A 26,295-nucleotide genomic window follows, 5' to 3' on the forward strand; every position below is an offset into this window, starting at 1 on the left:
GGTCAGCGTAGCCCGACCCGGCGCGCGGACCGGCGACCCGCCCCGCGCGCCGACAGGATCGGCCGAACCGTCAGTCGGGCTGCCCGGAGCCGTCGGCGGGCAGCCCGAGGGCGTCCGCGAGCCCCTCCGGGCCGGTGCCGAGCTTGCGGTGCACGGCGGCCAGCCGCTGCTTGACGATCCCCAGCGGGAGGCCCAGCTCCTCGGCGATCCGCTGCGGCGGCAGCGGCCGGACCGCGAGCCGGGCCACCTCCAGCTCGTGCGGGTTGAGGGTGTCCTTGGCCGGGGCCAGCGGGCGGCTCGGCTGCAGCCCGGCCGAGGAGAGCACGTTGCGGGCCCGCACCTCCAGCCCGTCCGCGCCACAGTGCTTGGCCAGCTCCATGCCCTGGTACAGGTGTTCCGCGGCCTCCAGGCTGCGGCCGACCTGCACCAGCGCCGCGCCCAGGTCGACCAGGGCGTGCGCGTGCTCGTAGCCGGCCGGGGAGCGGCCCAGCCAGCCGACCGCCTCCTGGAGCAGCTCGACGGCGTGCGCGCCCTCCCAGACGCTGGCGGCCAGCCGCAGCGCGGTGCCGATCGCGGACGGCGAACCGGACACCTTGGCCCGCTCCACCGCGTCCTCGCCGTTCTTCCGGGCGGACGGCAGGTCCTGGTGCGCCATCGCCACCGCCAGGTAGCCGGCCCACGGGGCGTGCACGGTGGAGCGCCAGCCGCGCTTGTCCAGCCGGGTGCCGGTCTCGGCGAGCACCTCGACGGCCATCCCGTAGTCGCCGCGCGAGATCAGCAGCTTGCCGTAGATGGTGGCCACGTCGGGCAGCAGCAGCGCGGTCTGGTGGTACGGCGGCAGGAAGCGGTACTTGACCGCGATCTCCCACGCCTCGTGGTCGCGGCCGCGGGCCAGCAGGGTGTCGATCAGCGCGCCGACCAGGTTCCAGGTCAGCGGCAGGCCGGCGCCCATCCGGTCGGCGATCCGCAGGCCGCGGCGCAGGAAGTCCTCGGCCTCCGGGAGGAAGCCGCGGCGCAGCCGGGCGTAGCCCATCAGGAAGTAGGCGAAGCCGCGGTGCGCGCCGCTCCATCCGGCGATCTCGAACTCCAGGATGGCGGAGCTGAACAGCTTCTCGGCGCGGGCGAGTTCGTCGTTGTAGGCGAAGCACAGGCCGAGCAGCGCGGGCAGTTCGAAGTTCCAGGTGGTGTTGGTCCAGCCGAGGCCGCGCGGCAGCCGGCCGTCGACCAGGGCGTCCTCGGCGGCCCGCAGCGCCTCGGTGGCGCTGCCGCCCTGGAGCGTGAGGTCCCAGGCGTACAGCGCGCGGACCGGGCGGGCCACCTCGCTGTCCGGGTCGACCTCGGCGACCAGCCGGCGGACCCGCGCGGCGCGCCCGGGTCCGTCCTCCTCGTCCCGTTGCAGGGCGGTGTAGAGCAGGTGGGCGACCAGCAGCCGGACCCGGCCGGGGCCCTCCGGGGCGCGCTCGGACTCGTCCAGGCAGAGCGCGGCGGCCGCGCTCAGGTCGCCGCCGTGGGCGATCACCTCGGAGAGCCGGAACACCGCCTCGACCCGCAGGTCGGGGCTGAGGCCGTCCTCCATGTCGATGGCGCGGCGCAGTTGGTTGGCGGTGGCGCCGGGGTCGGTGAGCAGGCTGGCGCAGGCCAGCTCGTACAGCACCTCGGCCTGGTCCTCCTCGTCCGGCGGCTCGTTCAGGGCGCGCTCCAGACAGCGGCGGGCGGCCTCGGGGGCGCCGATGGCCAGGTTCTCGGCGGCGGCCCGGCGCAGTTTGCGCACGATGACGTCGTCGCCCTCCCCGGGGTGGGTCTCCAGCAGGTGGCGGGAGGAGGAGAGCAGCGAGCCGCCGCTGTTCTCGATCGCGGTGGCGGCCATGCCGTGCATGCCGGTGCGGACGGCGGGCGGGATCGACTGGTAGATCGAGGTGGCGATCAGCGGGTGGACGAACTCCAGCCTGCCGTTGGGCTGGCTGGTGAGGACCCGCATCCGGCGCAGCACCTGGATCGACTCGGCGGCCTGCGCGGGGCCCTGCCCGCAGATCGTGGCGGCCAGCTCCTCCTTGATCTCGGTGCCGAGCAGCGCGGCGGCCCAGGCGAAGCGCAGCACGGTGGTGCCGAGCTTGTCGAGCCAGTAGTCCCGGCCCTCGCCGCGGGCGGCCGCGGCCAGGTCGCGCAGCCGGGGCGAGTTCTCCTCGACCGGTTCGAGGTTCTGGTCGCGGACCTCGCGCAGCAGCGCCACCGTGTCGTACGGGGCGCCGGCGGTGACCGCCCAGACCTGGCGGCAGAACGCGTCGTCGGCCTCGGCGAACTCGCCGTGCACGATGGCGGCCACCGAGACCGGGTTGAGCGGCAGCAACTCGTGCTTGCGGGCGGCCCGTTCGTGGATCTGCTGGGCCAGCGCGCGGGCCTCGTCCTCGAACTCGTGCCGGTAGGCGAAGACCAGCAGCACGGGCAGTTCGCGGGCGCGCACCGCGAAGGACGCCAGCCAGGTCAGCGACTCCTGGTCGACGGCGTGCAGGTCGTCGACGATCACCACCAGCGGGGCGCGCCGGGGCGCGAGCTGGGTGATGACGAAGTCCAGTCCGTCGCGGACGCTCTGCGGGTCGATCCGCTCGACCTCGTCGGACGGCGGGGCCAGTCCGATGGCCGGGGCGACGATGTTGTGCCAGCTGCCGAACACCTCCTCGACCTCGGCCTCGTCCAGGTCGCTGAGCACCGGCAGGAGCAGTTGCCGCAGCACCCGGAACGGCTCCCGGCGCTGGCGCTCGCTGCCCCGGGCGAACAGCACGGTCGAGTCCTGGCGGGCACCGGCGATCCGGCGGACCTGCTCCAGCATCGAGGTCTTGCCGATGCCGGGCGAGCCGGAGAAGACCAGCAGCTCGCCGATCTTCAGGCCGCCCGCGGCGAATTCGCGGCACAGCCTGTCCACGGCCTGATCGACGGAACGCAGTTCCTGATCGCGTTCCCAAAGCCGCTGACCGACCGCGCCTGCGGCGGCCTCCCACTCCTGCGGCCCGTTCTGCTCTTCGGCCACGTCCGTCCCTCCGCCTCGCCGTCCGGCACTCCGTTCCCGACCTTAGCGCCGTCGCGGGCCGCGCGGGCGGCGTTCGTGCAGGCAGCGGCACCTGACGCAGGGTTAGACGGCAACGGCCGGGGCAAATCCCTTACCAGCCATGACATCTGACGATCCGATCGGATAACTTTCAGACCACAAAGGTGTAGTGGATCTTGGCCGGGGAAGGCCATCGCCGGGACCGCGCACCCTGATCAGCGGCGCACCGGAAACAGGCTGCACTGGAGACACGTTGGCTGCAATACCCCCGCTCTTCTGCCCCATCCCGTCCGGCCTGCACCCCGATCACGAAGCCGTCGGCAAGAGCACCGAACTCTGGCTCGAAACGATGGGCTTCGCCGCGGACGCGGAACGGCGGCGCCGTCTCCTCGCCATCGGCGCGCACGAGTTCGTCTGCCGGATAGCCAAGGACGCGGACGGCACCACCGGGCTGGAACTGGTCTCGCAGTGGCTGTGCAGCATGCTCACGCTGGACGACGAGTGGGACACCGGCAGGCTCAGCCGGGACCCCTCCCGTGTACTCACCATAGCAGCCACACTACTGGCTGTTATCAATTCGCCGAATTCCCACCCGGACGAGACCGACCTCTACGTCGCCTCGGTGCGCGACGTGTTCGCCCGGGCCCGCGACTGGGCCCCCGCCCTGTCGGTCAAGCGCTGGGCGGACAGCCAGCTGGAGTCCTTCATGGGCGCCGCCGCCATCGTCGCCTACCGCACCGAGCGCCGGCCGATGACGCTCTCCGAGTACCTGACCATCGGCCCGCTGGACCGCGGCAGCCGCTCCTGCATCGAGATCATCGAGGTCTGCGAGCGCACCGCCATTCCGCAGTCCCAGCTGGACTCGCCCCGGGTGCACGCGCTGACCGAGGCCGCCAAGTTCCTGGTGCTGGTCTCGGCCGACGTCTACTCCTTCCGCCGCGAGGACGACCACGGCGCGCTGGAGAGCAACATCGTGGACGCGCTCCAGCGGCACCTGGGCTGCGGCCGGGAGCGGGCCCTGCTGGAGGCCGCCGCCCTGCACGACCGCACCATGTGCCTGTTCCTCCGCCTCGCCGACCGCACCTCCCGCCGGGCCGGGGCCGAACTGCGGCGCTACATCCAGCAGTTGTCCAACCTGGTGAGCGGGAACCTGGAGTGGGGCTTCACCTCCGCCCGCTACACCGAGCGCACCCCCGGGACGCTCCCGACCGCCGAACGCGCCGAACGGCCCGCCGACGGCCGGCTCACCCCGCCGCCCTACCCCGAGATCGCCTGGTGGTGGGACCAGCTGTGGTGACGGCCGGCCCCGACGGACCGCTCCGGGCGCTCCGGGCACCGCTCGGGCCGTGACGCGCCGCTCAGGCCAGCAGCCGGGCCTTCGCCGCGGCGAACTCCTCCGGGGTGAGCAGCCCCTGCTGCGCCAGCTGCGCCAACCGGGCCAGCTTGTCCGCCACGTCCTCGCCACCGGGAGCAGGGGCGGCAGCGGGAGCGGCGGGCACGGGTGCCGGCGCGGCCTGCTGCTGCGCGGCCCGGTCCTGCTCGGCCTGCAGCTCGGCGATCGCCTCGTCCTGGCCCCGCTCGTCGGCGGCCCGCCGGGCCCCGGCCCGGCCCGCGGCGTACGCGGCGCCGCCCACCACCAGCCCGCGGGCCAGCGGACGGCCCACCGGGCGGACCACCCGGACCGGCCGGATCGGCCTCATCGGTCGGAACACGCCGTCCTCACTCTCCCGTCGCGACGCGCGCCTCGGCGGCGCGGACGGCCTCTTCGATGTTCTCCGGCGGAATGCGCACCCCGGAGGCGATCCGGCCGCCGACCGCGCGCAGCGCCGCGGCGGCCTCCTCGGCCCACAGGTGCTCGACCAGCACGATCAGCGCCGCGCTGCCGGGCTCCAGCAGTTCGGCCACCTCCTGGGCGTCCTCCGGCCCGATCAGCGGCAGCTCCTCCTCTTCCAGGCCCGCGACGCCCTGCAGGTGTTCGAAGTCGGTCAGCTCCCCGTAGGTCGCCTCGCCCCCGGCGTCCCGGACGACCGCCAGCGAGTCGATCACCCGGACCCCGGCCGCGTCCCGCAGCCGGACCAGCACACCGGCCGCCTCGGCGCTGACGGTCGCCTCCGGGAAGGTCAGGACGAGCAGTTCGGCCGGTCCCATCAGGAACCCCCTTCCGCGGGCGAATCCCCGGTGTTCCTCGTGTCGCGCATATCGGGATCAGACCACACGGATGCCGCAGGGGCGCGGCACGCCACGCGGTCGGCGGACCGGACCGGGCTCCGGGTGGCCCAAGGCGGCTGGCGGACGGCGGCCCGCCGTGGTCCCGTCGAGGCAGGACAAGATCCACCGTCAAGGAGCCAGCCGCCATGACCATCGCCGTCGACAAACTCTCCGACCCGGCCGTCCGCCGCCTGCTCGGCGCCGTCAACTCCGGTGACCGGGACGCCTTCTTCGCCGCCCTGACTGAGGACGCCACGATGTCCGACGACGGCTCGGAGCGCGACCTGGCGGACTGGGTCGACCGGGAGATCTTCTCCTCGCACGGGCACATCGAGGTGCAGACCGAGAAGTCCGGCGGCCGCGCCGTGGTCGCCGACTACCGCAACGACACCTGGGGCGAGATGCGCACCGCCTGGCGCTTCACCGTCGCCCCGGACGGCCGGGTCAGCCGCTTCGAGACCGGCCAGGCCTGACGCCCGTCCCGGCCCCGTCCCGGCCCGTCCCGCTCCGCCCCTTCCCGCCCGCTCCCGGGCGCCGGTCTCAGCCCCGTTCCGCCAGGCACTGCCGGACGGCGGCGATCAGCGCCCGGGAGCGGACGTCCCCGGTGACGCCCGGCTGCATGCCGTTGGTGACGTAGCCGAAGCCGATGCCCAGCTCCGGGTCGGCGAAGCCCAGCGAACCGCCCCGGCCCGGGTGGCCGAAGCTCGCCGGGGAGGCCATCGGCGAGGTGCCGCCGTGCCGGAAGAAGCCCTGGCCGAAGGTGGTGTTGACGATCAGCACCCGGTCCGGGCCCTGCACCGAGGGGCCGGCCGCCTCGGCCAGCGTGCCGGGCTCGAACAGCGCGGGCAGCCGCTGCCCGGGCGCGTCGGCCCGGTCGGCGGCGCCGATCAGCGCCGCGTAGAACCGGGCCAGCGAACGGGCGGTGCCGATCCCGCCCGCGCCCGGCACCTCGACCGCCTGCACCGCCGGGTCGTTCAGGTCCACGCTGCTGCGCACCGCGCCGAACGAGCGGGCGGTCAGCGAGTGCGGGTCCCGGTAGGCGTCCAGCACGGACTGCTTGGGGCGCATCCGCATCCCGCCGGGGGCGAGCCGGGCCGCCTCCGGCGCGGGCAGGTCGACCAGCCGGCCGACCCGGCCGGCCGCGGCGGGGGGCAGGCCGATCCACAGGTCCAGGCCGAGCGGGGCGGCGATCTCCTCCGCGAAGTACCGGCCCACGCTGCGGCCCCCGGCCCGCCGGACCACCTCGCCGACCAGCCAGCCGAAGGTCAGCGGGTGGTACCCGTGCGCGGTGCCGGGCTCCCAGGCGGGGGCCTGGGCGGCGACGGCAGCAGCGGCCGGCTCCCAGGCCAGCACGTCCTCGATCCGCAGCGGCACGTCCAGCGCGGGCAGCCCGGCCTGGTGCGAGAGCAGCCAGCGCACCGGCACCCGCCCCTTCCCGGCCTGCGCGAACTCCGGCCAGTAGGAGGCCACCGGCGCGTCCAGGTCGAGCAGCCCGCGCTGCGCGAGGTGCAGCGCGGCGGAGGCGGTCAGCCCCTTGGTGACGGACCGCAGCACCTGCGCCGTCCCCTCCTCCCAACCGACCGCCGGGGCCGGCCGGGCCCCGACCTCCGGCCGGGCGTCCCCGCCCCACAGGTCGACCACCTTCCGCCCGTCGAGGTACAGCGCGAAGGCCGCGCCCAACTCCCCGTACTCCCGGAAGTTGCCCGCGAAAGCCTCCCGGACCGGCTCGAACCCGGCCGCCGCGAACCCCTGGATCTGCTGGTTCTCCACCCTTCCACCCTAGACAACCGCGCTCCCCCGCGATCACTTCGCGGTCCCCCGGGACCACTCCGCCGTCATTCCCCCCTCATTCCACCGTCCACCCGATGTGCCCGATGCCCGAGGAGTAGACGGCGCAGTGGCCGGAGGACTCCTCGGTCCGGCCCGGCAGGGCCGTCACCGAGTTGCCCGTCACGTCCGGCGCCCAGCCGCAGACGATGTCGGCGTGGAAGGTGACCGGGGAGCCGGTGTTGTTGGTGCAGTCGACGCCTCCGTACAGCGGGTCGTTGTGGTGGATCCAGGTGGTGCAGTCCAGGCCCGAACGGACCGACTCGACGGCAGCGGCGGCGGCCGGGGCCGGGGCGGCCGAGGCGGGCAGCGCGGTGCCGAGCGCGACCAGGGCGGCGGCGACGGACAGGGCGGCGGCGCGGTTCTTCAACTCTGCTCCTCGGAAAGGTTCCTGACGTTCCGACCGGGTCATTCCCGGGCCGATCCCTGCGTATACCAACTCTTTCGGGTGACACCGCCGCGGACCACCGGCGCACGCCACAATGGCGGACATGGACACTCCCGCCACCGGCCCGGCCGCCGACTCCGCCACCGGCCCCTTCACCGGCCCCTTCACCGGCCCCGCCACCAACCTCGACGAGATCCTCGACGTGGTCGACGAACAGGACCGGGTGCTGCGCACCGCCCCCCGCTCCGAGGTCTACCGCGACGGCCTGATCCACCGCTGCGTCTTCGTCCTGGTCCGCGACCCGCGGGGCCGGATCTTCACCCACCGCCGCACCGACACCAAGGCGTTCGCCCCCGGCGCCCACGACTGCTTCGTCGGCGGCGTGGTCGGCGCCGGCGAGAGCTACCCCGAGGCCGCCGTCCGGGAGGCCGAGGAGGAGCTCGGCGTCAGCGGCATCCGCACCCGCCCGCTGTTCCGCTTCCTCTACACCGACGGCGACCGCTACAGCTGGTGGTCCGACGTCCACGCGGCCGAGTGGGACGGCCCGGTGCACCCCCAGGAGTCCGAGGTCGCCTGGTACGACTGGCTCACCGAGGAGCAGCTCGCCGAACGGCTCACCAGCTGGGAGTTCGTGCCGGACGGCCGCGAGGCGTACCGCCGCTACCTGGAGCGGCGCGCCACCGCCTGACCACCGCCCGCCCCGGCCTGCCGCCCCGGCGGCGCTCCCGCCGCTCCCCGGGCCCTCGTCGCCCCCGGCCGTGCCCGAAGAACTAGGGTGGGCCGCATGGCTTCCCGTACGCCGCCCGCGGCCCCCCGCGCGGAGGAACAGCGTCCCGCCGCCCGCGCGCCCCGGCGGCGGCTGAGCGTCGACGAGCGCCGCGAGCAGCTGATCGCGGTGGCGCTCCAGCTGTTCTCGGACCGCGCGCCCGAGGACGTCTCGATCGACGACATCGCCGCCGCCGCGGGCGCCTCCCGCCCGCTGGTGTACCACTACTTCCCGGGCAAGCAAGCCCTGTACGAGGAGGCGCTGCGCCGGGCCGGGCGCGAGCTGGCCGGGCGGTTCGAGGAGCCCGGCGAGGGCCCGCTCTCCGAGCGGCTGTACCGCGTCATGGGCCGCTACCTCGACTTCGTGCAGTCCCACGCGGCCGGTTTCACCGCACTGCTGCGCGGCGGCTCGGTCGCCGCCAGCCCGGACGCGGACGCCGTCATCGACCAGGTCCGGCGGGCCGCGCAGGAGCAGATCCTGCTGCACCTCGGCGTCCCGGCGCCCAGCCCGGCCCTGCGCCGGACCGTCCGGGCCTGGATCGCCAACGCCGAGATCAGCTCGCTGGACTGGCTCTCCGACAGGCCCGTCCCGGTCGGGACGCTCCAGCTCCAGCTGGTCCAGGAACTGGTCGCGGCGCTCGCCGTCACCGCCACCCGCGACCCGGAACTGGCCGCCCTGCTCGGCGAGTTCTTCGCCACCGAACGCCCCGACGGCCCGACCGCCCGGCTGCTCCGCGACCTCGCCGCGACCTTCGCCGCCCCCGCCCTCACCGAGTCCCTGTTCCGGCTCGCCGCCCCGCCCGCCCCCTGACCTCCCGTCGCCCCCGGCCAACCCACCGTCCGCGCCGTCGCGGTCTGATAAGAATTGGCTGAACTGTCCACACCCGAGAACGAGGGGGCTCGGCGAATGACGCAGGACGGCTTCGCCGCCGCAGACCGGATCACGGCCACGCTGGACGCGGCGTGCGCCGCACTTCTCGGCAGCCGCGCCACCCACTACCAGGCCGACGCGCTCACCGCGTTCCGCCGCTCCGAACACCCCGCCGCCAAGGCCCTGTTCGGCCTGCGGATCAGCCAGATCGGCCCCGGCCTGCTCGCCGTGCCCCGGCTCGGCACCGTCGTCGAGGTGTCCGCCAACCGCCGTCCGAACGCCGCCGCCGGCCGCGAGGCCGTCCCGGTGCTGGCCCAGCGCTACGGGGCGTCGGCACTCGGGCTGACCGACGTGTCGGCGGCCTCCGCGCTGCGGCTGTCCGCCGAGCCGGTCGGGCTGGACGAGGAGGGCGTGGCCGGGTTCACCCGGGCGCTCGCCGCGCTCGCGGAGCCGAGGACGACGGTGGCGCCCGACGAGCTGCCGACCGGCTCGGGGTGGAGGCCCGGCTGGTGGTGCCGCCCGCGTTCCACACCCTGACCGTCCGCGGCTCGGGCAACGCGCTCTCCGCGCACCTGGCGGAGACCGCCGAGGAGGTGTTCTCGGGCGGCACCCCGGCCGAGCGCAACGACTTCGCGGTGGTCGCGGCGATGCTGGCCGAGCGGTTCGCGGCGGCGGACGTCGCGTACGCGGGGGTCGGCGCCCTGCTGGTGAACGGCCGGCGCTCCCGGGTGTCGCTGGTGGTGTCGACCGTCCAGTGCGCCCAGCCGATCCAGGACCTGGCGGTGGACCTGTCCACCGAGCGCCCGTACGCCGAGGTGTGGACGGTGCTGCTGCCGTCCGGCCCGGCCGCGCTGCTGGTGGAGACCCGGGCCGTCCCCGCGCTGAAGGAGCTGCGGGACGAGAGCCCGAGCGGCCGGGTGGTGAGCACCGCGGTCGAGGCGTTCCTGCCGATGCCGGACGGGGCCACCGTGCTGACCGTCCAGCTGACCACCTCGGACACCGAGGACTGGGACGTGTACACCGAGGTCTTCGCGGACCTGCTCTGCACGGTCCAACTCGCTTGGGACGGCGTGGCGGTGGCCCCGACGCCGGTCCCGGTGGGCCGGACCGTCCCGGCGCAGCCGCCGGCCACGCCCGCACCCGCGACGGTGCCCGCGCAGGCCGCCGCTCCGACCCCCGCTCCGACCGCGCCGGCGGCCCCGCCGGTGTCCCCGCCGGTGCAGGCCCCGGCACCGGTCGCCGCGCCCGAACAGCCCGACAGCCCGTCGGGGACGGCGGTGCGGGTACCGCCCTCCGACTTCAACCCGTTCGGCACCCCGGCCCCGGGCGACCTGCCCGCCCAGACCACCGCCTCCCCGGTGTTGGCCTCCACGGACGCGTTCGCCGCACCCGGCGCCGGCCCGGCCGCCGGGGAACGGGAGGAAGCGGACCCGACCAAGGGCCGGCTGGTCAACGTCCCGCCCCCGGACTTCAACCCCTTCGCCTCCACGGCCCCCAGCACCCCGGCCGCCCCCGTGGCCCCAGCTGCCGCCGACCCCTTCGCGGGCAGCGACCCCTTCGGCGCCCCGGCCCCGGCCCCCGCCGCGCCGGAACCGGCCCCCGAACAGGCCGACCCCACCAAGGGACGCCTCGTCAACGTCCCGCCGCCGGACTTCAACCCCTTCGCCGCAACCACCGCCCCCGCCACACCGGCCACCGGCGCCGAAGAGCGGGAGGAGGCGGACCCGACCAAGGGCCGCCTGGTCAAGGTCCCCCGGCCGACTTCAACCCCTTCGCCTCCGCCGCCCCCGCCGCCCCGGTCGCTCCCGCGACCCCGGCTCCGGCCGCCGACCCGTTCGCGGGCAGCGACCCCTTCGGCGCCCCGACCCCCGCCGCCGCCGCGCCGGAACCGGCCCCCGAACAGGCCGATCCCACCAAGGGACGCCTCGTCAACGTCCCGCCGCCCGATTTCAACCCCTTCGCCGCGGCCGCCCCCAGCACCACCAGCACCCCCGCCGAGGAGCCGGAGGAGGCCGACCCGACCAAGGGCCGCCTCGTCAAGGTCCCCCCGGCCGACTTCAACCCCTTCGCCTCCGCCGCCCCCGCGCCACCACCCCGGCCGCCCCCGCGACCCCGGCTCCCGCCCCCGCCCCGGTGGCACCCGCCCCGCGTCCGGCGAGCGCCGACCCGTTCGGGACGACGCTCTCCTCCGAGCCGTCCGACCCGTTCGGCACCGTGGCCACGCCGTCTCCGAGCGCCCCGGCCGCGAACATCCCGCCGCGTCCGAGCGCCCCGCCCGTGGTCCCGGCCCCGGCCGCCCCGGCGGAGCCGGCGGACCCGACCAAGGGCCGGCTGGTCAACGTCCCGCCGCCGGACTTCAACCCCTTCGCCGCAGCCGCCCCCGGCACCACCACCGCCGCCGAAGCCCCCGCCGAGGAGCCGGAGGAGGCCGACCCGACCAAGGGCCGCCTCGTCAAGGTCCCGCCGCCGGACTTCAACCCCTTCGCCGCGGCGGCTCCGCGCAGCAACGCCCCGGCCCAGCCGGCGGCCCAGACCCCGCCGCCCCCGCCTGCGAGCAGCCCCTTCGGCTGATCCCGCACCCGTCCCACCGAACGGCGAGCCGGTCCCCGGCTCGCCGTTCGCCTTTCCGCCGACCCGTCAACCGGTCCGACCTGCCAGCCGGTCAGCCTGTCAGCCGGTCAGCCCGTCTCCACTGCCCGCCGGTCGTCGACTTCCTCGGCGAGCGAGGCCATCCGGTAGAGCGCGACGAAGTAGCCGGTGGCGTACGAGTCGGCGGCGAAGGCGGGCAGCAGGTCGGCGAGGAGGGCGAGGCGCTGACTCAGGTGCTCGCGGTGGCGGGTGGCGAGCGGGCCGTCGAGGGCGGCGGCGGTGCAGGCGGTGAGGGTGGTGGCGAGGGTGAGGAGGCACGTGCCGCCGGGTTCCCGGTCGTGCCAGCCCGGGGGAACCGCAGGGCCTCGAACTCCGCCAGGAGTTGTGCCAACAGTTCGATCTCACGTTCGAGCATGCCAATGATCATGCCGCACCCACCGGCTCGATGGGAACGCGTGTCACACACATCATCCTCACGCACTCCCCGCCCCCGCCCGCGCCTGGCCCGTCCTCCCCCGCGACCGCGCCGCCGGAGGACCCGCCGCTCAAACCCCCGACTCCCGTCCCCTTGCGGAAACTTCGGCGCGGTCCAGACCCATTGCCATTCCATTACCTGATCCCTACCCTCCGATGACACAGGACCTCCCGGGCTCCCCGACGGCCGAGGAGTCCGCCTCCCGCGCCCGCCCGCCAGGGCCCCGGCCGGGTCGCGGCCTGCCATCCGTACCTGCACGCGCACCTCTCCTCCCCCACAGGCAGTGGAGCCGTCCCGCGCGTGCCCCGCGCGGCGCCGCTCCCGGACAGGAGCCCCTTCCTGCGCAGACGTCGGTACCGCCTCCCCCTCCTCGCCGTCGGCAGCCTGCTCGCCCCGCTGCTGACGGTGTCCCGGCCGGCCGGGGCCGCGCACGCGGCCGAGCCCACCGCGGTCTTCCACCAGGACCAGGACTGGGGCACGGGTCACGGCGGCGGCTACACCGTCACCAACGCCGGCAGCGCCGCGATCAACGGCTGGACGCTGGAGTTCGACCTCCCCGCGAACCACACCCTCGGCGTGCTGTGGAACGCCACGTACACCGCCGCGGCCTCGCACGTCACGGTGAAGAACCAGAGCTGGCAGCCGCAGATCGCCCCCGGCGCCTCCTACGACTTCGGCTTCAACGTGGCCTACTCGGGCCCGTACGCCGAGCTGCGGAACTGCAAGCTGAACGGCCGGCCGGCCGTGCGACGGCGGTGGCGGCGACACCCAGCCGCCGACGGCCCCGGCCGGCGTCACCGCGACCCAGTCCGGCGCGGGCCGGGCCACGGTCTCCTGGACGGCGTCCACCGACAACGTCAAGGTCGCCGGGTACGACGTGCACGAGGGCGGGACGCCGGCCCTGTTCGTCCCCGCCCCCGCCCCGCCCCCGCGGCGACGGTCTCCGGCCTGGCCCCGGACACCCCGTACACCTTCACCGTGAAGGCCCGGGACGCGGCGGGCAACACCTCGTCCGCCTCCCACCCGGTGACGGTCCGCACCGGCAAGGTCGACCCGCGGACCGGCCTGACCATCGGCTACTTCACCCAGTGGTCGGTGTACGCGCGCGGCTACAGCGTGAAGAAGCTGGACACCTCGGGCAGCGCCGCGCAACTCGACTACCTGAACTACGCGTTCGCCACCATCCACCCGTCCACCAAGCAGTGCTTCCTCACCAACAAGGCGGCGGGCAACGACTCCGACCCGAACGCGGGCGACGGCGCGGGCGACGCCTGGGCGGACTTCGGACGCGGCTGGGACGCGACCACCTCGGTGGCGGGCACGACCGACACCTGGGACCAGAAGCCGGCCGGCAACTTCAACCAGCTCAGGCAGCTCAAGGCCAAGTACCCGAACCTCAAGGTGCAGATCTCGCTGGGCGGTTGGTCCTACGGCAAGTGGTTCTCCGACGCGGCGGCCACCGACGCCTCGCGCAAGGCGCCGGTCTCCTCCTGCATCGACCTGGACTGGGAGTGGCCGAACTCGGAGGGCCACCTCGGCAACGTCGTCCGGCCCGCCGACAAGGCCAACTACACCCTGCTGGTCCAGGAGTTCCGCCGCCGGCTGGACGCCCTCGGCGCGAGCACCGGCACGCACTACACGCTGAGCGCCTTCCTGCCCGCCGACCCGGCGAAGATCACCGCGGGCATCGACATCCCGGGCCTGTTCGGGGCGTTCGACTTCGCCACCGTCCAGGGCTACGACCACCACGGCGCCTGGGAGACGACCACCAACCAGCAGTCCGCGCCGAAGGTCGCCGCCGGCGACCCGTCCGCCCCGGACCGGCGCTTCAGCTCCGAGATCGCCGTCAGCGCGTACCTGAACGGCGGCGCCCCGAAGTCGGAGCTGACGCTGGGCGTCCCGTTCTACGGCCGCGGCTGGACGGGTGTGCCGCGCGGCAGCACCAACGGCCTGTTCCAGCCCGCGACCGTGCTCGCCAACGGCCTGAAACAGCAGGCAGTTTGACGGAGCCGTCTACCGCATGAAGGAGTACGGCAACTCATCGCCTCAGGCGCGGCGTGCCAGGTGGACCACATCGGGCACGCCGCGCTCGACCGGCACCTCCTCGGTCCGGACGTCGGTGAACCCGGCCTCCCGCAGCGCCCGTTCGAAGGCGGCGGACGGCTGGGCGCTCCACACCGCCAGCACCCCGCCGGGGTTGAGCCGGGCGGCGGCGGAGGCCAGCCCGGCCGGGGCGTACAGGCGGCCGTTCTCGGTGCCGACCGTCCAGTCGGGGCCGTTGTCGACGTCGAGGCAGAGCGCGTCGTAGCGCTCCCCGTCCCGCCCGAGGTACTCGACCAGGTCGGTGTGCAGCACCTCCACCCGGGGGTCGTCCAGCGCCCCGGCGGAGAACGCGCCGAGCGGGCCGGTGCGGTGCCAGTCGATGATCGCCGCCTCGCGCTCGACCACCGCGATCCGCGCCCAGCGCGGCTCGGCGGCGGCGTGCGCCAGCGAGAAGCCGACGCCCAGCCCGCCGATCAGCACGCTGGGGCGCTCCACCGCCGCCAGCCCGTCCAACGCGGCCCGCACCAGCAGCCGTTCGGAGCGGCCGTCGACGGTGTCCATCAGGAAGCAGCCGTTCACGATGACCTCGCAGTGCTCCCCGCGCCGCCGCAGCACCACCTCGCCGCTCGCGCTCTCCCGCCGGTCGAGCACTTCGGCCTCGGACAGGCCCTGGCGGCTGGGCAGCACGGACATGCGGCAACTCCTGGGAAGGTCGGCACCGGTCGTTGACCCACTGACCCTAACCGACCCGGCCGGTCACCGTGGGCTACCCCTGCGGATCGGGCGTGAACCCGGCCGGCGCGACCGGCGCGCCGCCCTTCACCTTCGGGCTGCGCCGCCCGCGCCGCTCCAGCCACTTGGCGAACCAGGAGAGCAGCAGACACATCCCGATGTAGACCGGGGCGATCACCATGACCACCGGGATGAACGGCAGGTCGTAGTCGAGGTTGGTGGCGATCAGCTTCCCGGCGTGCAGGAACTCCTCGTAGGTGATCAGGAACCCGAGCGAGGTGTCCTTGAGCGCCACGACCAGCTGGCTGACGATGGTCGGCAGCATCGCCCGGTTCGCCTGCGGCACCAGCACGTACGCCATCACCTGGGTCTTGCGCAGCCCCAGCGCGTACGCCGCCTCCCGCTGCCCCCCGGGCACCGCGAGCACCCCGGCCCGGAACACCTCGGCCAGCACCGAGCCGTTGTACAGCGTCAGCCCGGCGACCAGGGCCCACATCGGCGGCGCCTTGAGCGCGACGAAGATGAAGAAGATCATCACCAGCAGCGGCATCGCCCGGAAGAACTCCACCACCACGGTGGAGACCCAGCGCACCACCCGGTGCTCGGAGAGCCGCCCGGCGGCGAACAGCGCGCCGAAGGGCAGCGCGAACAGGGCCGTCCAGCCGAAGGCCTTCAGGGTGTTGGCCAGGCCGCGCAGCAGCAGTTCCTGGACGCCCTTGTACTCGAAGGGCATCCACTTCTGGTACGTGAACTGCTGGGTGTGGAACAGCATGTAGACCACCCAGCCGATCACCGCGACGATCAGCAGCAGCGCCAGCCACCCGTACAGTCGGTGCCGGGCCAGCGCCTTCGGACCGGGGACGTCGTACAGCGCGGAGGACTCCACCGTCATCGGGACACCGCCACCCGTCGTTCCAGCAGGTTGAACAGGGCGCTGATCGCCAGCGTCAGGACCAGGTACCCGAGCGCGATCCAGACGAAGGTCCAGACAATGCTGTAGCCCAGCTCGTTGAGGGTCCGGTAGGTGCCGAGCAGTTCGACCACGCTGAACGACCCGGCGATCGCGGTGTTCTTCGCCAGCGCGATCATCACGCTGCCCAACGGGGCGACCACCGCCCGGTACGCCTGCGGCAGGATCACCAGGCCCAGCGTCTGGGTGAAGGTCAGGCCCAGGCTGCGGGCCGCCTCGCCCTGCCCGACCGGCACCGTGTTCACCCCGGAGCGCAGCGTCTCGCAGACGAACGCCGAGGTGTAGCAGCCCAGCGCGAGCACCGCGAAGGTGAAGAACGGCAGCGTGATGTCGAACCGGGGCAGGCCCAGCACCACGATGAAGAACAGCAGCGTCAGCGGCGTGTTGCGCAGCACCGTCACCCACCCGGTGCCGAACGCCCGCAGCGGCTTGACCGGCGACACCCGGAAGCCCGCGACCACCACCCCGAGCACCAGCGCCAGCGCCGCGCTCACCAGGGTCAGCCACAGCGTGCCGAGGAACCCGTGCCAGTACGTGGACCAGTTGTCGGTCAGGACGTTCACCTGTCCTCCTCCCTCTACTGGTACCGGTCGACGGCCGGCGGCTCGGGCGCGGGCACCCCGGACAGGCCGAGCGTCGCCTCGTACGCCTTCTTCCAGTCGCCGTTCTGCTCGTGCCGCTCCAGCGCGTCGTCCAGTGCCAGGCGCAGCGCGGTGTCGTTCTTCGGCACGCCGATGCCGTACGGCTCGGTGGAGAACGGCTGCCCGGCGATCTTCAACTCGTCCGGGACCTTCGCCGCGTAGCCCTGCAGGATCGCGTTGTCGGTGGTCACCGCGTCGACCTGGCCGGTGATCAGGTTGTCCACGCAGGCCGAGTAGGTGTCGTAGCCGATCAGCTCGGCCTTCGGGTAGTCCTGCTGGATGCGCTGGTACGGGGTCGCCCCGGCGGCCGAGCAGACCTTCCGCCCGGCCAGGTCCTGCGGCCCGTCGATCCCGGTCTCGTCCTTGCGGACCAGCAGGGACTGTCCGGCGATGAAGTACGGCCCGGCGAAACCGACCAGCTTCTTGCGGTTGTCGTTGATGGTGTAGGTGCCCACGTAGTAGTCGACCTGTCCGTTCTGCAGCGCCGTCTCGCGGTTGGCGGAGGCGATGGTGCGGAACTCGATCTGCTCCGGGGCGAAGCCCAGGTCGGCACCGACCATCTTGGCGATCTCGATGTCGAAGCCGGAGTACTCGCCGGTCGCCGGGTTCTTCTGCCCCAGGTACGGCTGGTCCTCCTTGACGCCCACCACCAGGTGGCCGCGGGCGCGGGCCGCGTCCAGGGTCGGCGAGCCGGTGACGGCGTCGCCGCCGCGCACCTGGTAGCTGGGCAGCGCGCCGGCCTGCGGGCCCTTCGGCGGCGGGGTGCCCTCCTTGCCGCAGCCGGACAGGCCCGCCAGCACCGCCAGCACTGCGAGCACCGCGAGCAGCGGCACGAGGCGTCTCCTCACCCGGACCACCTCAGTGCTTCAGGATCTTGGAGAGGAAGTCCCGGGCCCGTTCGCTGCGCGGGTCGGCGAAGAACTCCTCGGGGACGCGGTCCTCGACGATCCGGCCGTCCGCCATGAACACCACGCGGTTGGCGGCCGACCGGGCGAAGCCCATCTCGTGGGTCACCACCACCATGGTCATGCCCTCGGCGGCCAGCGAGCGCATGACCTCCAGCACCTCGTTGATCATCTCGGGATCGAGCGCGGAGGTCGGCTCGTCGAACAGCAGCGCCTTCGGGTCCATCGCCAGCGCCCGGGCGATCGCCACCCGCTGCTGCTGGCCGCCGGACAGCTGCGCCGGGTACTTGGCCGCGTGCGCCTCCAGCCCGACCCGCTCCAGCAGTTGGCGGCCCTTGGCCTCCGCCTCGGCCTTCCCGCGCTTGCGGACCTTGACCTGGGCCAGCGTCACGTTCTGCAGCACCGTCTTGTGCGCGAACAGGTTGAAGGACTGGAACACCATCCCCACCTCGGCGCGCAGCTTCGCCAGGCCCTTGCCCTCCGCGGGCAGCGGCTGCCCCTCGATCAGGATGCTGCCGCTCTCCACCGTCTCCAGCCGGTTGATCGCCCGGCACAGCGTGGACTTGCCCGATCCGGAGGGGCCGATCACCACCACGACCTCGCCTCGGCCCACCACCAGGTCGATGTCCTGGAGCACGTGCAGCTGCCCGAAGTGCTTGTTCACGCCGCGAAGTTCGATCAGCGGTTCCCCCACCGGACCGCCCGGCACCCCTTCCGGCACCCCTTCCGGCACCCCTTCCGGTGACGCCCCGGCGCCCTCCCCCGGGGCCGTCACCTGGCGCGCCGCCCCTTCAGCAGCCAGCCCAGCGCCGTCCCGGCCAGCAGCGTCGCCAGCAGTGCGATCCACAGCGGGCAGGTGACGGTGAACACCCAGAACTGGATCCTCACCTTCTCCAGGTTGGCGAACAGGAACCAGATCGCCAGCACCACGATGACGCCGATCCCGATGTACCGGGTCGGAATCCCCGCGATCTCGTTGCGCTGGGTGCCTGACGGAGAACCACCTGATGTCTTGGTCACCCCCGCAGTCTGCGCCCGCCCCGCCCACCGGCCACCGCGCCACCCCGCCGCCGGCCGCCATTCACCCGCCCGTTCACCCGTCCGCGCCACATCCCCGCCGGGGCGGCCCCCGGCGGGCGGCGGACGGGTGGTGCGGCGGCGGGGCCCGCCCACTGGACCGCCGCCCCTCCCGTCGGGCCGTCACCTCTCCCCGGGTCTCCTCGGATATCTCCCCGGATCTCCCCGGATCTCCTCGGGTCTCCCCGGGCCGCTACCTCTCGTCGCGCCAGGACCGCCAGAGCGCCGCGTACGGCCCGCCGGAGGCCACCAGCTCCGGGTGCGGCCCGTACTCGGTGATCCGACCCTGCTCGACCACCGCGATCACGTCGGCGTCGTGCGCGGTGTGCAGGCGGTGGGCGATCGCCACCACGGTGCGCCCGGCCAGCACCCGGGACAGCGAGCGCTCCAGGTGCCGGGCCGCCCGCGGGTCGAGCAGCGAGGTGGCCTCGTCCAGCACCAGGGTGTGCGGGTCGGCCAGCACCAGCCGGGCCAGCGCCAGTTGCTGGGCCTGGGCGGGCGTCAGCGCGGCGCCGCCGGAGCCGACCTCGGTGTCCAGCCCGTCCGGCAGCGCGTCCACCCACTCCTCGGCGTCGACCGCGGCCAGCGCGGCCCGCAGCTCGGTGTCGTCGGCCTCCGCCCGGGCCAGGTGCAGGTTGTCCCGCAGGGTGCCGACGAAGACGTGGTGCTCCTGGTTGACCAGCGCGACCTCGGTGCGCACCCGCTCGGCCGGCATCCGCGACAGCTGGGCCCCGCCGAGCGTGACCAGGCCCCGGCCCGGCGCGTAGATGCCCGCCAGCAGCCGGCCCAGCGTCGACTTGCCCGCCCCCGACGGCCCGACCAGGGCCACCCGGCTGCCCGGCTCGACGTCCAGCGTGATGTCGCGCAGCACGTCCGCCCCCTCGTGGTAGCCGAAGCTGACCTCCCGGGCCTCGACCCGGCGGCCGTCCGGGCGCAGCGCCGCGTCGGTCTCCGGCTCGGCGACCTCGTGGACGCCGACCAGCCGGGCCAGCGAGGTCTGCCCGACCTGCAACTCGTCGTACCAGCGCAGGATTCGGGAGACCGGGTGCACCAGCGCCTGGGCGTACAGCACGCCGGTGGTCAGCCGGCCCGGGCTGACCCAGCCGTGCAGGGCGAACAGCCCGCCCAGCACCAGGGTGCCGAGCACGGCCAGCGCGTAGGTGCCGTCCACGGTGGGGAACCAGACGCTGCGCAGCCACAGCGTGTACCGCTCCCAGGAGACCCACTCGCGGATCTTCCGGTCGGTCAGCTGCACCCGGCGGTCGCCGAGCCGCAGCGCCTCGACCGTCCGCCCGGCGTCGACCGTCTCGGCGAGCACGGTGTTGACCGCCGCGTACCCGGCCGACTCGTTGCGGTAGGACTGCGGGGCCCGGCGGAAGTACCACCGGGAGGTGAAGAACAGCAGAGGCAGGCCGAGCACGGCGGTGGCGGCCAGCAGCGGCGAGGTGACCAGCAGCGCGCCGAGCACCAGCGCCACCGAGACCACGGCGACCACCAGTTCGGGCACCGCGTCGCGCACCGAGCGGGCCAGCCGGTCGATGTCGGTGGTGCCCCGGGAGACCAGGTCCCCGGTGCCGGCCCGCTCCAGCACGCCGAGCGGCAGCGCCACCGAGCGGACCAGGAAGTCCTCCCGCAGGTCGGCCAGCGCCTCCTCGCCGAGCACGCTGCCGCGCAGCAGCGACAGCCCGGTGAACACCGACTGCACCACCAGCGCGGCCAGGTACCACCCGATCGCGGCGGCGATCCGCCCGCCGCCGCTCCCCGCCGACAGCGACTGCACCAGCGACCCGAGCACCGCCGGCCCGACCAGCCCGGCCACCGTCGCCGTCCCGTGCAGCGCCACCACCGCCGCCAGGCCCCCGCGGTGCCGCCGCAGCAGCATCCGCCCGTACGCCCGCACGGCCGCGGTGGAGCCGACCGGCAGCGTGGTGGCCGGCCCCTGTTCGTGGATCTTCGGGGGCTTCACGGCGTGCTCCTTCGGTTTCGACCGCGGTTGCGGCGACGACTACGGCCACGGCTGCGGCCACAGCTACGACTGCGGATCGGCCGGACGTCCGGACGGCGGTCGGCCGCCGGGGCGGATCGGGAGCCGGACGGGTGCCCGCTCACTCCGCACCCCCCGGCAGCGCCGAGCCCACCGGCACCTCGGCCGCCTCCGCCGGACCGCCCGGCCCCACCGCCCCCGGCGCGCCCACCGGCTCCGGCGCGCCGGTCTCCGGCGGCGCGCTCTCGTCCCGGGTGACGACGGCCCGGTAACGCGGCTCGGCGGCCATCAGCTCGCGGTGGGTGCCGGTGGCGGCGACCCGGCCCCGCTGGAGCAGCAGGACGGTGTCGGCCTGGTCGAGCAGCAGCGGGCTGGTGGCGAAGACCACCGTGGTGCGCCCGGCCCGCAGTTCGCGCAGGCCCGCGGCGATCCGCGCCTCGGTGTGGGCGTCGACGGCGCTGGTCGGCTCGTCGAGCACCAGCACCGGCGGGTCGGCCACCAGCGCGCGGGCCAGCGCGAGGCGCTGGCGCTGGCCGCCGGAGAGCGAGCGGCCGCGCTCGGTGATCCGGGCCGCCATCGGGTCGCCCGCGCATTCGGGCGAGCCCTCGACCAGCGCCTCCAGCGCGTCCTGCGCGCGGGCGGCGGCCAGCGCCTCGGCGGGTCCGATCCGGCCGGAGCGGGGGACGTCGAACAGGTCGGCCAGGGTGCCGGAGAGCAGTACCGGCTCCTTGTCGTGGACCAGCACCGCCGCCCGGACGGCGGCCAGCGGCACCCCGTCCAGGGCGACCCCGCCGAGCCGGACGGAGGGCTTGGCCCGCTCGCCCTCGGCGAGCACCGGCCGCCCGCCGAGCCGGGCCGCCAACTCCCCCGCCGCGTCCGGGTCCCCGCAGACCACGGCGGTCAGCCGACCGGCCCGGACGGTCAGCCCGCTGACCGGGTCGTGCAGGTCCGACCGCGCGGCCCGGCGCACCAACTCCGCCACCCCGGCCGAGCCGGCCGCCACCCCCGCGCCGTCCACGTCCACCGCCCCGTCCGAGCCGGCCCCGCCCGGCACGTCAACGCCGCCCGCGCCGACCCGATCTGACGCTCCGTCACCACCACCCCCGGTCGCCCCGCCCTCGCGGGTCAGCGAGAGCACCTTGACCGCCCGCCCGGCGGAGACCCGGGCGACGCTCCAGGCGTGCGCGGCCTCACCGATCACCCGCAGCGGGGCGGCGAGGAAGGCGGTGGCACCGTAGACGGCGATCAGCTCGCCGACGCCGATCGACCCGTCGAGGGCCAGCCGGGCGCCGTACCAGGTGACGCCGATGACGAACAGGCCGGGCAGCAGCACCTCCTGGGCCTGCATCACCGCCCAGGTGCGGGCGGTGCGGACGGCGGCGGCCCGGACCCGCTGGGAGGCGGCCCGGTAGCGGCGCAGGAACAACTCCTCGCCGCCGATGCCGCGCAGCACCCGCAGCCCGGCCACGGTGTCGGCGGCCAACTCGGAGGCCCGGCCGCCGAGCGCCCGCTGCTCGGTGTAGCGCCGCTCGAACGGCCCGAGCAGCGGCCACACCGCGGCGGCCAGCACGGGCACCCCGAGCAGCACGGCCAGCCCGAGGCCGGGCTGGCGCCACAGCACCACGGCGCTGACGCCGAGCCAGGCCAGCACCGCGCCGCGCAACCGGGCGGTGAGCTCGACGTACCAGCCGATCTTCTCGACGTCGCCGCTGGAGACGGCGACGATCTCGCCGGTGGCGATCCGCCGGCTCAGGCCGCCGCCCAGCGCGGAGGCCTGGCGGGCCACCAACTGGCGGACCTGGGAGGCGGCGTGGATCCAGTTCCACACCACCTGGCGGTGCACCAGCACCGTCATCGCGGTCTGCGTGGCGGACAGCAGCAGGGCGAGCAGCCCGGCCGTCAGCAGGGCGCGGGTGTCCCGGTCGACGACGGCCTGGACGCCGCGGCCGACCGCGACGGGCAGCGCGGCCATCGAGCCGAGCTCCAGGGTGCACCACAGCGTGGCGAGCGACTGGCCCCGGCGCTGGGCCCGGCCGAGCCAGCGCAGGAATCCGAGCGGTGAACTGAGGTCCGGGCTGCCGGGATCGGACAGCGGAAGGGGGACGAGCGGCATGGTCGCTCCGTTACGGGGACGGGACGGGCAGGGGAACGCCCGGACGGGACGGAACAGGACAGGGAGCAGGGAGAGCAGGGAGGACGTCCGGGCGGGGCGGCGGCCCGGCCGGGGGAACACGGGCGGGCGGCGTCGGTCGGCCGGGCCCGGTGCGGGCTCCGGCGCGTCGGAGGTGCGCGGCGGAAGGCGTGGTCAGCTCGTCACATGCGGTGAGCCTGGCCGTCACGCTGTGACGCACGCAACAGGTTTTCCGGCGGATCGGCCCGATCCGGCCGTCGGCCCCGTCCACTTTCATCCGTTCCGGGAACTCTCCGGTGCGGGGAATAAGCCGGAGTTCACCGCCGTTGCCACCGCTCCGGAAGCAGAGAAGCAGAAGCCAACCGCAACCGAAGGGCACTCCTTCCGTGACCAGCACCCCCGCAGTACCCCCGACCACCTCGACCCCCTCGGCCGGGGCGGTCCCCGCGGTCCCCTCGATCGCACTGAACAACGGCGTGCGAATCCCGCAGCTCGGCTTCGGCGTCTGGCAGGTGCCGGACGAAGAGGCCGTCCCGACGGTGCGCACCGCGCTGGAGGCCGGCTACCGCTCGATCGACACCGCCGCGGTCTACGAGAACGAGACGGGCACCGGCCAGGCGATCGCCGAGTCCGGCGTGGCCCGCGACGAGCTGTTCGTGACCACCAAGCTGTGGAACTCCGGCACCGTCGACTGGTCCGGCGAGCAGGGCCGCGGCCGGGTGCTGCGCGCCTTCGACGAGTCGCTCGGCCGCCTCGGCCTCGACCGGCTGGACCTGTACCTGATCCACTGGCCGCGCCCGATGCACGGCAACACCTTCCTGAACATCTGGCGCGCCTTCGAGCAGCTGCACGCCGAGGGCCGGGTCCGCGCGATCGGCGTCTCGAACTTCCGGGTGCCGGACCTGGAGCTGCTGCTCAAGGAGGCCGAGGTGAAGCCGGCGCTCAACCAGATCGAGCTGCACCCCTACTTCCCGCAGGCCGAGCTGCGCGCCCTGCACGCCGAGCACGGCATCGCCACCGAGGCGTGGAGCCCGCTGGGCCAGGGCAAGGACCTGCTGGCCGAGCCCGCCCTGCTGGCCGTCGCCGCCAAGCACGGCCGCACCGCGGCCCAGGTGGTGCTGCGCTGGCACCTGCAGTCCGGCGTGATCGCCATCCCGAAGTCGGTCACCCCGCCCGCATCCGGGAGAACCTGGACGTCACGGGCTTCGAGCTGGACGCCGAGGACCTGGCCGCGATCGACGGGATCGCCACCGGGCAGCGGATCGGCCCGGACCCGGCCGCCTTCGACTGGAACTGACGCCCCGTCCGCTGACGCAGAGTCAGCAGGGAGCGGGTCCGTGAACGTCGGAAGGGGCCGACACCCGAGGGTGTCGGCCCCTTCCGACACGTCCCGGGCGGTGCCGCGTGACCGTCCGGGGCGCGGTCGCCGCCCGAACGACCGGGCGACGCTTTGCAGAATCGTTACAGCCGGGCCGCCTTCGCGAGCAGGGCGAGCGCCTGCGCGTGCTCCTGCGGCTCCAGCGGGGAGAGCAGCGCCTCCTGGACCTCGCGGACCCCGGCGGTGGAGCGGTGCAGCAGCTCCTGGCCGGTCGGGGAGAGCGAGAGCAGGTTGCGGCGCCCGTCCGAGGGGTCGCGGCGGCGCAGCACCAGGCCGCGCCGGACCAGCCGGCTGACCATCTCGGCCATCGTCGCCTTGTCCAGCGAGGCCAGCTCGCCGACCGTGCGCTGGTCGGCGCCCGGCTCGGTCTCCAGCGCGTCCAGCACCGCGTACTGAGGTGCCGTCAGGTCGGTGCCGACCTTCTCCGACCAGAGCTTGGTGTGCACCTGCTGGGCGACCCGGATCAGGTAGCCGATGGCCCGCTGGGCGTCCAGCGTGGGCCGGGCGTCCCCCATCACGGCGACCGCGGAGGGCTCCAGCCGGGCTATCCGGGCCATCACCCGGACGATCTCCTGCTGCTCCTCGGGGCTGAGCGGCTCGAACAGGGTCCGCTGGACCCGGACCACGCCGCCGGTCGCCTCGCGGACGGCCTGAGCGCCGTTCTGCGAGAGGGCCAGCAGCTTGCGCCGGCCGTCGGCCGGGTCCCGGCGGCGGAGCACCAGGCCCCGCCGGACCAGCCGGGCGACCATCTCGGCCATGGTCGCCTTGTCGAGCGAGGCCCGTTCGCCGACCGTGCGCTGGTCGGCTCCGGGCTCCAGGGCCAGTACCAGCAGCACCGCGAACTGCGGGGCCGTCAGCTCGGTACCGACGTATTCGGACCACAAGCGGGTGTGCACCTGCTGGGCCACGCGGATGAGGTGACCGGGCGACTGCTGCAGTCGGCCGGGCACGCGGGTTGTCGGGATCTCCCCCAGCACCATGAAATCCGTCCCGGTGTCACGCCCGGGTGTGTGTGGGACACCCGAGCGGGGCAGTAACGGCGAGTGAGCATCCCGCTGTGAGTGAGGACGCGCCGGCCGTGCAGCCGGTGGCTGCTGGCGCACACTATACAAACGGTCGGCCTGGACTGGCAGGTAGGGGCGCAGAGTAGTCGCAGGTTCGGCGAAGTTGGCATATTTCCCCCGTATGTCGGGTCCACGACCAATCCGGTTCACCCGCTCGGCCGCTTCTCGCCCTCACCCTCCGTCACCTGCGGCGCTGCCCCTGGTCGGAAACCCTACCCGTCGGTAAGGTTGCCGGGCTGCGCTGTGCGCACCCCCTTTATTTCTCATCCACGGGTCACCGGCCCGCGCCGGTCCCGTCGTCCGACTTCGAGAGAGACGAGTACGAAGATGACCGAGCAGAGCACGTCCGTGACCGCCGACGCTCCGGTGCGGGTGGCCGTCGTGACGGGTGCGGCCCGTGGGATCGGAGCGGCCACCGCGCTCCGGCTGGCCGCGGACGGTTACGCCGTCGCCGTGGTCGACCTGGCGGAGGACGCCGCCAAGGACACCGTCGAGGCGATCGAGGCCGCGGGCGGCCGCGCGCTGGCCGTCGGCGCGGACGTCTCGGACGCGGAGCAGGTGCAGGCCGCGGTGGACCGGATCGCCGCCGAGCTGGGCACCCCGGTGGTGCTGGTGAACAACGCGGGCGTGCTCCGCGACAACCTGCTGTTCAAGATGTCCGAGTCGGACTGGGACACCGTGATGAACGTCCACCTCAAGGGCGCCTTCCTGATGACCCGCGCGGTGCAGAAGCACATGGTGGCGGCCGGTTTCGGCCGGATCGTCAACCTCTCCTCCTCCTCCGCCCAGGGCAACCGCGGCCAGGCCAACTACTCGGCCGCCAAGGCCGGCCTGCAGGGCTTCACCAAGACCCTGGCGATCGAGCTCGGCAAGTTCGGCGTCACCGCCAACGCGGTCGCCCCCGGCTTCATCGCCACCGACATGACCGCGGCCACCGCGGCCCGGGTCGGCATGGAGTTCGAGGCGTTCAAGCAGGCCGCCGCCTCCGCCATCCCGGTCCAGCGGGTCGGCGTGCCGGACGACATCGCGCACACCATCTCCTTCCTGGCCTCCGAGGGTGCCGGCTTCGTCTCCGGCCAGGTCATCTACGTCGCGGGCGGCCCGCTCGACTAGTCGGACGGCCGGACGGGCGGCGCGCGACACGCCCGCGGCGCGTTCGTGGTGCGCCGCCCGGGGCCCGGGTCCAGACTCGATGGCAGACCTC

Annotated in this window: 23 protein-coding genes and 1 pseudogene; 9 read left to right on the forward strand and 15 right to left on the reverse strand. The window is 74.3% G+C overall.

The annotated features are described in order from the left end of the window. Window positions 1–70: 70 nt before the first annotated feature. Complete coding sequence (locus tag QMQ26_RS08030) at window positions 71–2,920, reverse strand: ATP-binding protein (RefSeq protein ID WP_404814093.1); 2,850 nt, start codon at window positions 2,918–2,920, stop codon at window positions 71–73. Between the two features lie 376 nt (window positions 2,921–3,296). Between QMQ26_RS08030 and QMQ26_RS08035 the strand changes: the two genes are divergently transcribed. Continuing rightward, the gene (locus tag QMQ26_RS08035) at window positions 3,297–4,340 is read left to right on the forward strand and encodes a terpene synthase family protein (protein WP_159073025.1); all 1,044 of its coding nucleotides are present in this window, start codon (window positions 3,297–3,299) and stop codon (window positions 4,338–4,340) included. A 61-nt stretch (window positions 4,341–4,401) separates the two neighbouring features. On the opposite strand, the gene QMQ26_RS08040 is transcribed toward QMQ26_RS08035, so the two are convergent. Both QMQ26_RS08040 and QMQ26_RS08045 read right to left on the reverse strand, forming a co-directional pair. After that, window positions 4,402–4,755, reverse strand: a complete 354-nt coding sequence (locus QMQ26_RS08040; RefSeq protein WP_282205228.1) for an SHOCT domain-containing protein — start codon at window positions 4,753–4,755, stop codon at window positions 4,402–4,404. A gap of 7 nt (window positions 4,756–4,762) precedes the next feature. Then, the gene (locus QMQ26_RS08045; RefSeq protein ID WP_282205229.1) at window positions 4,763–5,191 is read right to left on the reverse strand and encodes a DUF6325 family protein; all 429 of its coding nucleotides are present in this window, start codon (window positions 5,189–5,191) and stop codon (window positions 4,763–4,765) included. 206 nt (window positions 5,192–5,397) lie between these two features. On the opposite strand from QMQ26_RS08045, the gene QMQ26_RS08050 reads away from it, so the two are divergent. Next, entirely contained in the window at window positions 5,398–5,724 is a 327-nt protein-coding gene (locus tag QMQ26_RS08050; protein WP_100835497.1) for a nuclear transport factor 2-like protein, read from the forward strand. Between the two features lie 67 nt (window positions 5,725–5,791). Here the strand turns inward: QMQ26_RS08050 and QMQ26_RS08055 are convergent, their stop codons facing one another. Next, window positions 5,792–7,021, reverse strand: a complete 1,230-nt coding sequence (locus QMQ26_RS08055; RefSeq protein ID WP_100835498.1) for a serine hydrolase domain-containing protein — start codon at window positions 7,019–7,021, stop codon at window positions 5,792–5,794. Window positions 7,022–7,097: 76 nt separating this feature from the next. Further along, window positions 7,098–7,448, reverse strand: coding sequence for a hypothetical protein (locus QMQ26_RS08060; RefSeq protein WP_282205230.1), 351 nt, complete (start codon window positions 7,446–7,448; stop codon window positions 7,098–7,100). A gap of 121 nt (window positions 7,449–7,569) precedes the next feature. Between QMQ26_RS08060 and QMQ26_RS08065 the strand changes: the two genes are divergently transcribed. From QMQ26_RS08065 to QMQ26_RS08075, 3 genes are all read left to right on the forward strand, one after another. Then, window positions 7,570–8,154, forward strand: a complete 585-nt coding sequence (locus tag QMQ26_RS08065; RefSeq protein ID WP_282205231.1) for an NUDIX hydrolase — start codon at window positions 7,570–7,572, stop codon at window positions 8,152–8,154. Between the two features lie 96 nt (window positions 8,155–8,250). Continuing rightward, on the forward strand, window positions 8,251–9,042 hold the full coding sequence (locus tag QMQ26_RS08070) for a TetR/AcrR family transcriptional regulator (RefSeq protein WP_282205232.1): 792 nt from the start codon (window positions 8,251–8,253) through the stop codon (window positions 9,040–9,042). A 96-nt stretch (window positions 9,043–9,138) separates the two neighbouring features. Further along, window positions 9,139–9,639 (forward strand): hypothetical protein, encoded by a 501-nt coding sequence (locus tag QMQ26_RS08075; protein ID WP_282205233.1) that lies wholly within the window; start codon window positions 9,139–9,141, stop codon window positions 9,637–9,639. Here the strand turns inward: QMQ26_RS08075 and QMQ26_RS08080 are convergent. Beyond that, window positions 9,524–10,474 (reverse strand): hypothetical protein, encoded by a 951-nt coding sequence (locus tag QMQ26_RS08080; protein ID WP_282205234.1) that lies wholly within the window; start codon window positions 10,472–10,474, stop codon window positions 9,524–9,526. The genes QMQ26_RS08075 and QMQ26_RS08080 overlap by 116 nt on opposite strands. Window positions 10,475–11,235: 761 nt before the next feature. Between QMQ26_RS08080 and QMQ26_RS08085 the strand changes: the two genes are divergently transcribed. Both QMQ26_RS08085 and QMQ26_RS08090 read left to right on the forward strand, forming a co-directional pair. Continuing rightward, window positions 11,236–11,673, forward strand: a complete 438-nt coding sequence (locus tag QMQ26_RS08085; protein WP_282205235.1) for a hypothetical protein — start codon at window positions 11,236–11,238, stop codon at window positions 11,671–11,673. Window positions 11,674–12,466: 793 nt separating this feature from the next. Beyond that, window positions 12,467–14,170: a glycosyl hydrolase family 18 protein gene (locus tag QMQ26_RS08090; RefSeq protein ID WP_282205236.1), complete on the forward strand. Its 1,704-nt coding sequence runs from the start codon at window positions 12,467–12,469 to the stop codon at window positions 14,168–14,170. 42 nt (window positions 14,171–14,212) lie between these two features. On the opposite strand, the gene QMQ26_RS08095 is transcribed toward QMQ26_RS08090, so the two are convergent. The 8 genes from QMQ26_RS08095 to QMQ26_RS08130 form a co-directional block, all read right to left on the reverse strand. After that, window positions 14,213–14,902, reverse strand: coding sequence for a spermidine synthase family protein (locus QMQ26_RS08095; protein WP_282205237.1), 690 nt, complete (start codon window positions 14,900–14,902; stop codon window positions 14,213–14,215). 73 nt (window positions 14,903–14,975) lie between these two features. Next, window positions 14,976–15,833 (reverse strand): amino acid ABC transporter permease, encoded by an 858-nt coding sequence (locus tag QMQ26_RS08100; protein WP_100835506.1) that lies wholly within the window; start codon window positions 15,831–15,833, stop codon window positions 14,976–14,978. Then, window positions 15,830–16,474 carry an amino acid ABC transporter permease gene (locus QMQ26_RS08105; RefSeq protein ID WP_100835507.1) on the reverse strand — a complete coding sequence of 215 codons (645 nt, stop codon included), beginning with the start codon at window positions 16,472–16,474 and terminating at the stop codon, window positions 15,830–15,832. The genes QMQ26_RS08100 and QMQ26_RS08105 overlap by 4 nt, the downstream gene beginning before the upstream one ends. A 14-nt stretch (window positions 16,475–16,488) precedes the next feature. Then, complete coding sequence (locus QMQ26_RS08110; protein WP_282205238.1) at window positions 16,489–17,400, reverse strand: glutamate ABC transporter substrate-binding protein; 912 nt, start codon at window positions 17,398–17,400, stop codon at window positions 16,489–16,491. A 10-nt stretch (window positions 17,401–17,410) separates the two neighbouring features. Then, window positions 17,411–18,151: an amino acid ABC transporter ATP-binding protein gene (locus tag QMQ26_RS08115; protein ID WP_100838380.1), complete on the reverse strand. Its 741-nt coding sequence runs from the start codon at window positions 18,149–18,151 to the stop codon at window positions 17,411–17,413. 77 nt (window positions 18,152–18,228) lie between these two features. After that, entirely contained in the window at window positions 18,229–18,477 is a 249-nt protein-coding gene (locus QMQ26_RS08120) for a LapA family protein (RefSeq protein WP_100835509.1), read from the reverse strand. 250 nt (window positions 18,478–18,727) lie between these two features. Then, window positions 18,728–20,500 (reverse strand): ABC transporter ATP-binding protein, encoded by a 1,773-nt coding sequence (locus QMQ26_RS08125; protein WP_100835510.1) that lies wholly within the window; start codon window positions 20,498–20,500, stop codon window positions 18,728–18,730. A gap of 139 nt (window positions 20,501–20,639) precedes the next feature. Further along, the gene (locus QMQ26_RS08130; protein ID WP_282205239.1) at window positions 20,640–22,631 is read right to left on the reverse strand and encodes an ABC transporter transmembrane domain-containing protein; all 1,992 of its coding nucleotides are present in this window, start codon (window positions 22,629–22,631) and stop codon (window positions 20,640–20,642) included. A gap of 476 nt (window positions 22,632–23,107) precedes the next feature. Here QMQ26_RS08130 and QMQ26_RS08135 point away from each other — a divergent pair. Beyond that, window positions 23,108–23,946, forward strand: a pseudogene (locus QMQ26_RS08135) (aldo/keto reductase). A 164-nt stretch (window positions 23,947–24,110) separates the two neighbouring features. Here QMQ26_RS08135 and QMQ26_RS08140 read toward each other — a convergent pair. Then, window positions 24,111–24,911, reverse strand: coding sequence for a MarR family winged helix-turn-helix transcriptional regulator (locus QMQ26_RS08140; protein ID WP_282205240.1), 801 nt, complete (start codon window positions 24,909–24,911; stop codon window positions 24,111–24,113). A gap of 507 nt (window positions 24,912–25,418) precedes the next feature. On the opposite strand from QMQ26_RS08140, the gene fabG reads away from it, so the two are divergent. After that, window positions 25,419–26,204 (forward strand): 3-oxoacyl-ACP reductase FabG, encoded by a 786-nt coding sequence (fabG, locus tag QMQ26_RS08145; protein ID WP_100835513.1) that lies wholly within the window; start codon window positions 25,419–25,421, stop codon window positions 26,202–26,204. Window positions 26,205–26,295: the final 91 nt, after the last annotated feature.

It is taken from the genome of Kitasatospora fiedleri (assembly GCF_948472415.1).
Lineage (GTDB): Bacteria > Actinomycetota > Actinomycetes > Streptomycetales > Streptomycetaceae > Kitasatospora > Kitasatospora fiedleri.

Bases quoted from the DNA above. Each gene is read 5' to 3' on its own strand.
- QMQ26_RS08075 (WP_282205233.1), top strand. From the start codon at position 9,139: ATGACGCAGGACGGCTTCGCCGCCGCAGACCGGATCACGGCCACGCTG.
- fabG (WP_100835513.1), top strand. From the start codon at position 25,419: ATGACCGAGCAGAGCACGTCCGTGACCGCCGACGCTCCGGTGCGGGTG.
- QMQ26_RS08050 (WP_100835497.1), top strand. From the start codon at position 5,398: ATGACCATCGCCGTCGACAAACTCTCCGACCCGGCCGTCCGCCGCCTG.
- QMQ26_RS08065 (WP_282205231.1), top strand. From the start codon at position 7,570: ATGGACACTCCCGCCACCGGCCCGGCCGCCGACTCCGCCACCGGCCCC.
- QMQ26_RS08095 (WP_282205237.1), bottom strand. From the start codon at position 14,902: ATGTCCGTGCTGCCCAGCCGCCAGGGCCTGTCCGAGGCCGAAGTGCTC.
- QMQ26_RS08045 (WP_282205229.1), bottom strand. From the start codon at position 5,191: ATGGGACCGGCCGAACTGCTCGTCCTGACCTTCCCGGAGGCGACCGTC.
- QMQ26_RS08070 (WP_282205232.1), top strand. From the start codon at position 8,251: ATGGCTTCCCGTACGCCGCCCGCGGCCCCCCGCGCGGAGGAACAGCGT.
- QMQ26_RS08130 (WP_282205239.1), bottom strand. From the start codon at position 22,631: ATGCCGCTCGTCCCCCTTCCGCTGTCCGATCCCGGCAGCCCGGACCTC.
- QMQ26_RS08100 (WP_100835506.1), bottom strand. From the start codon at position 15,833: ATGACGGTGGAGTCCTCCGCGCTGTACGACGTCCCCGGTCCGAAGGCG.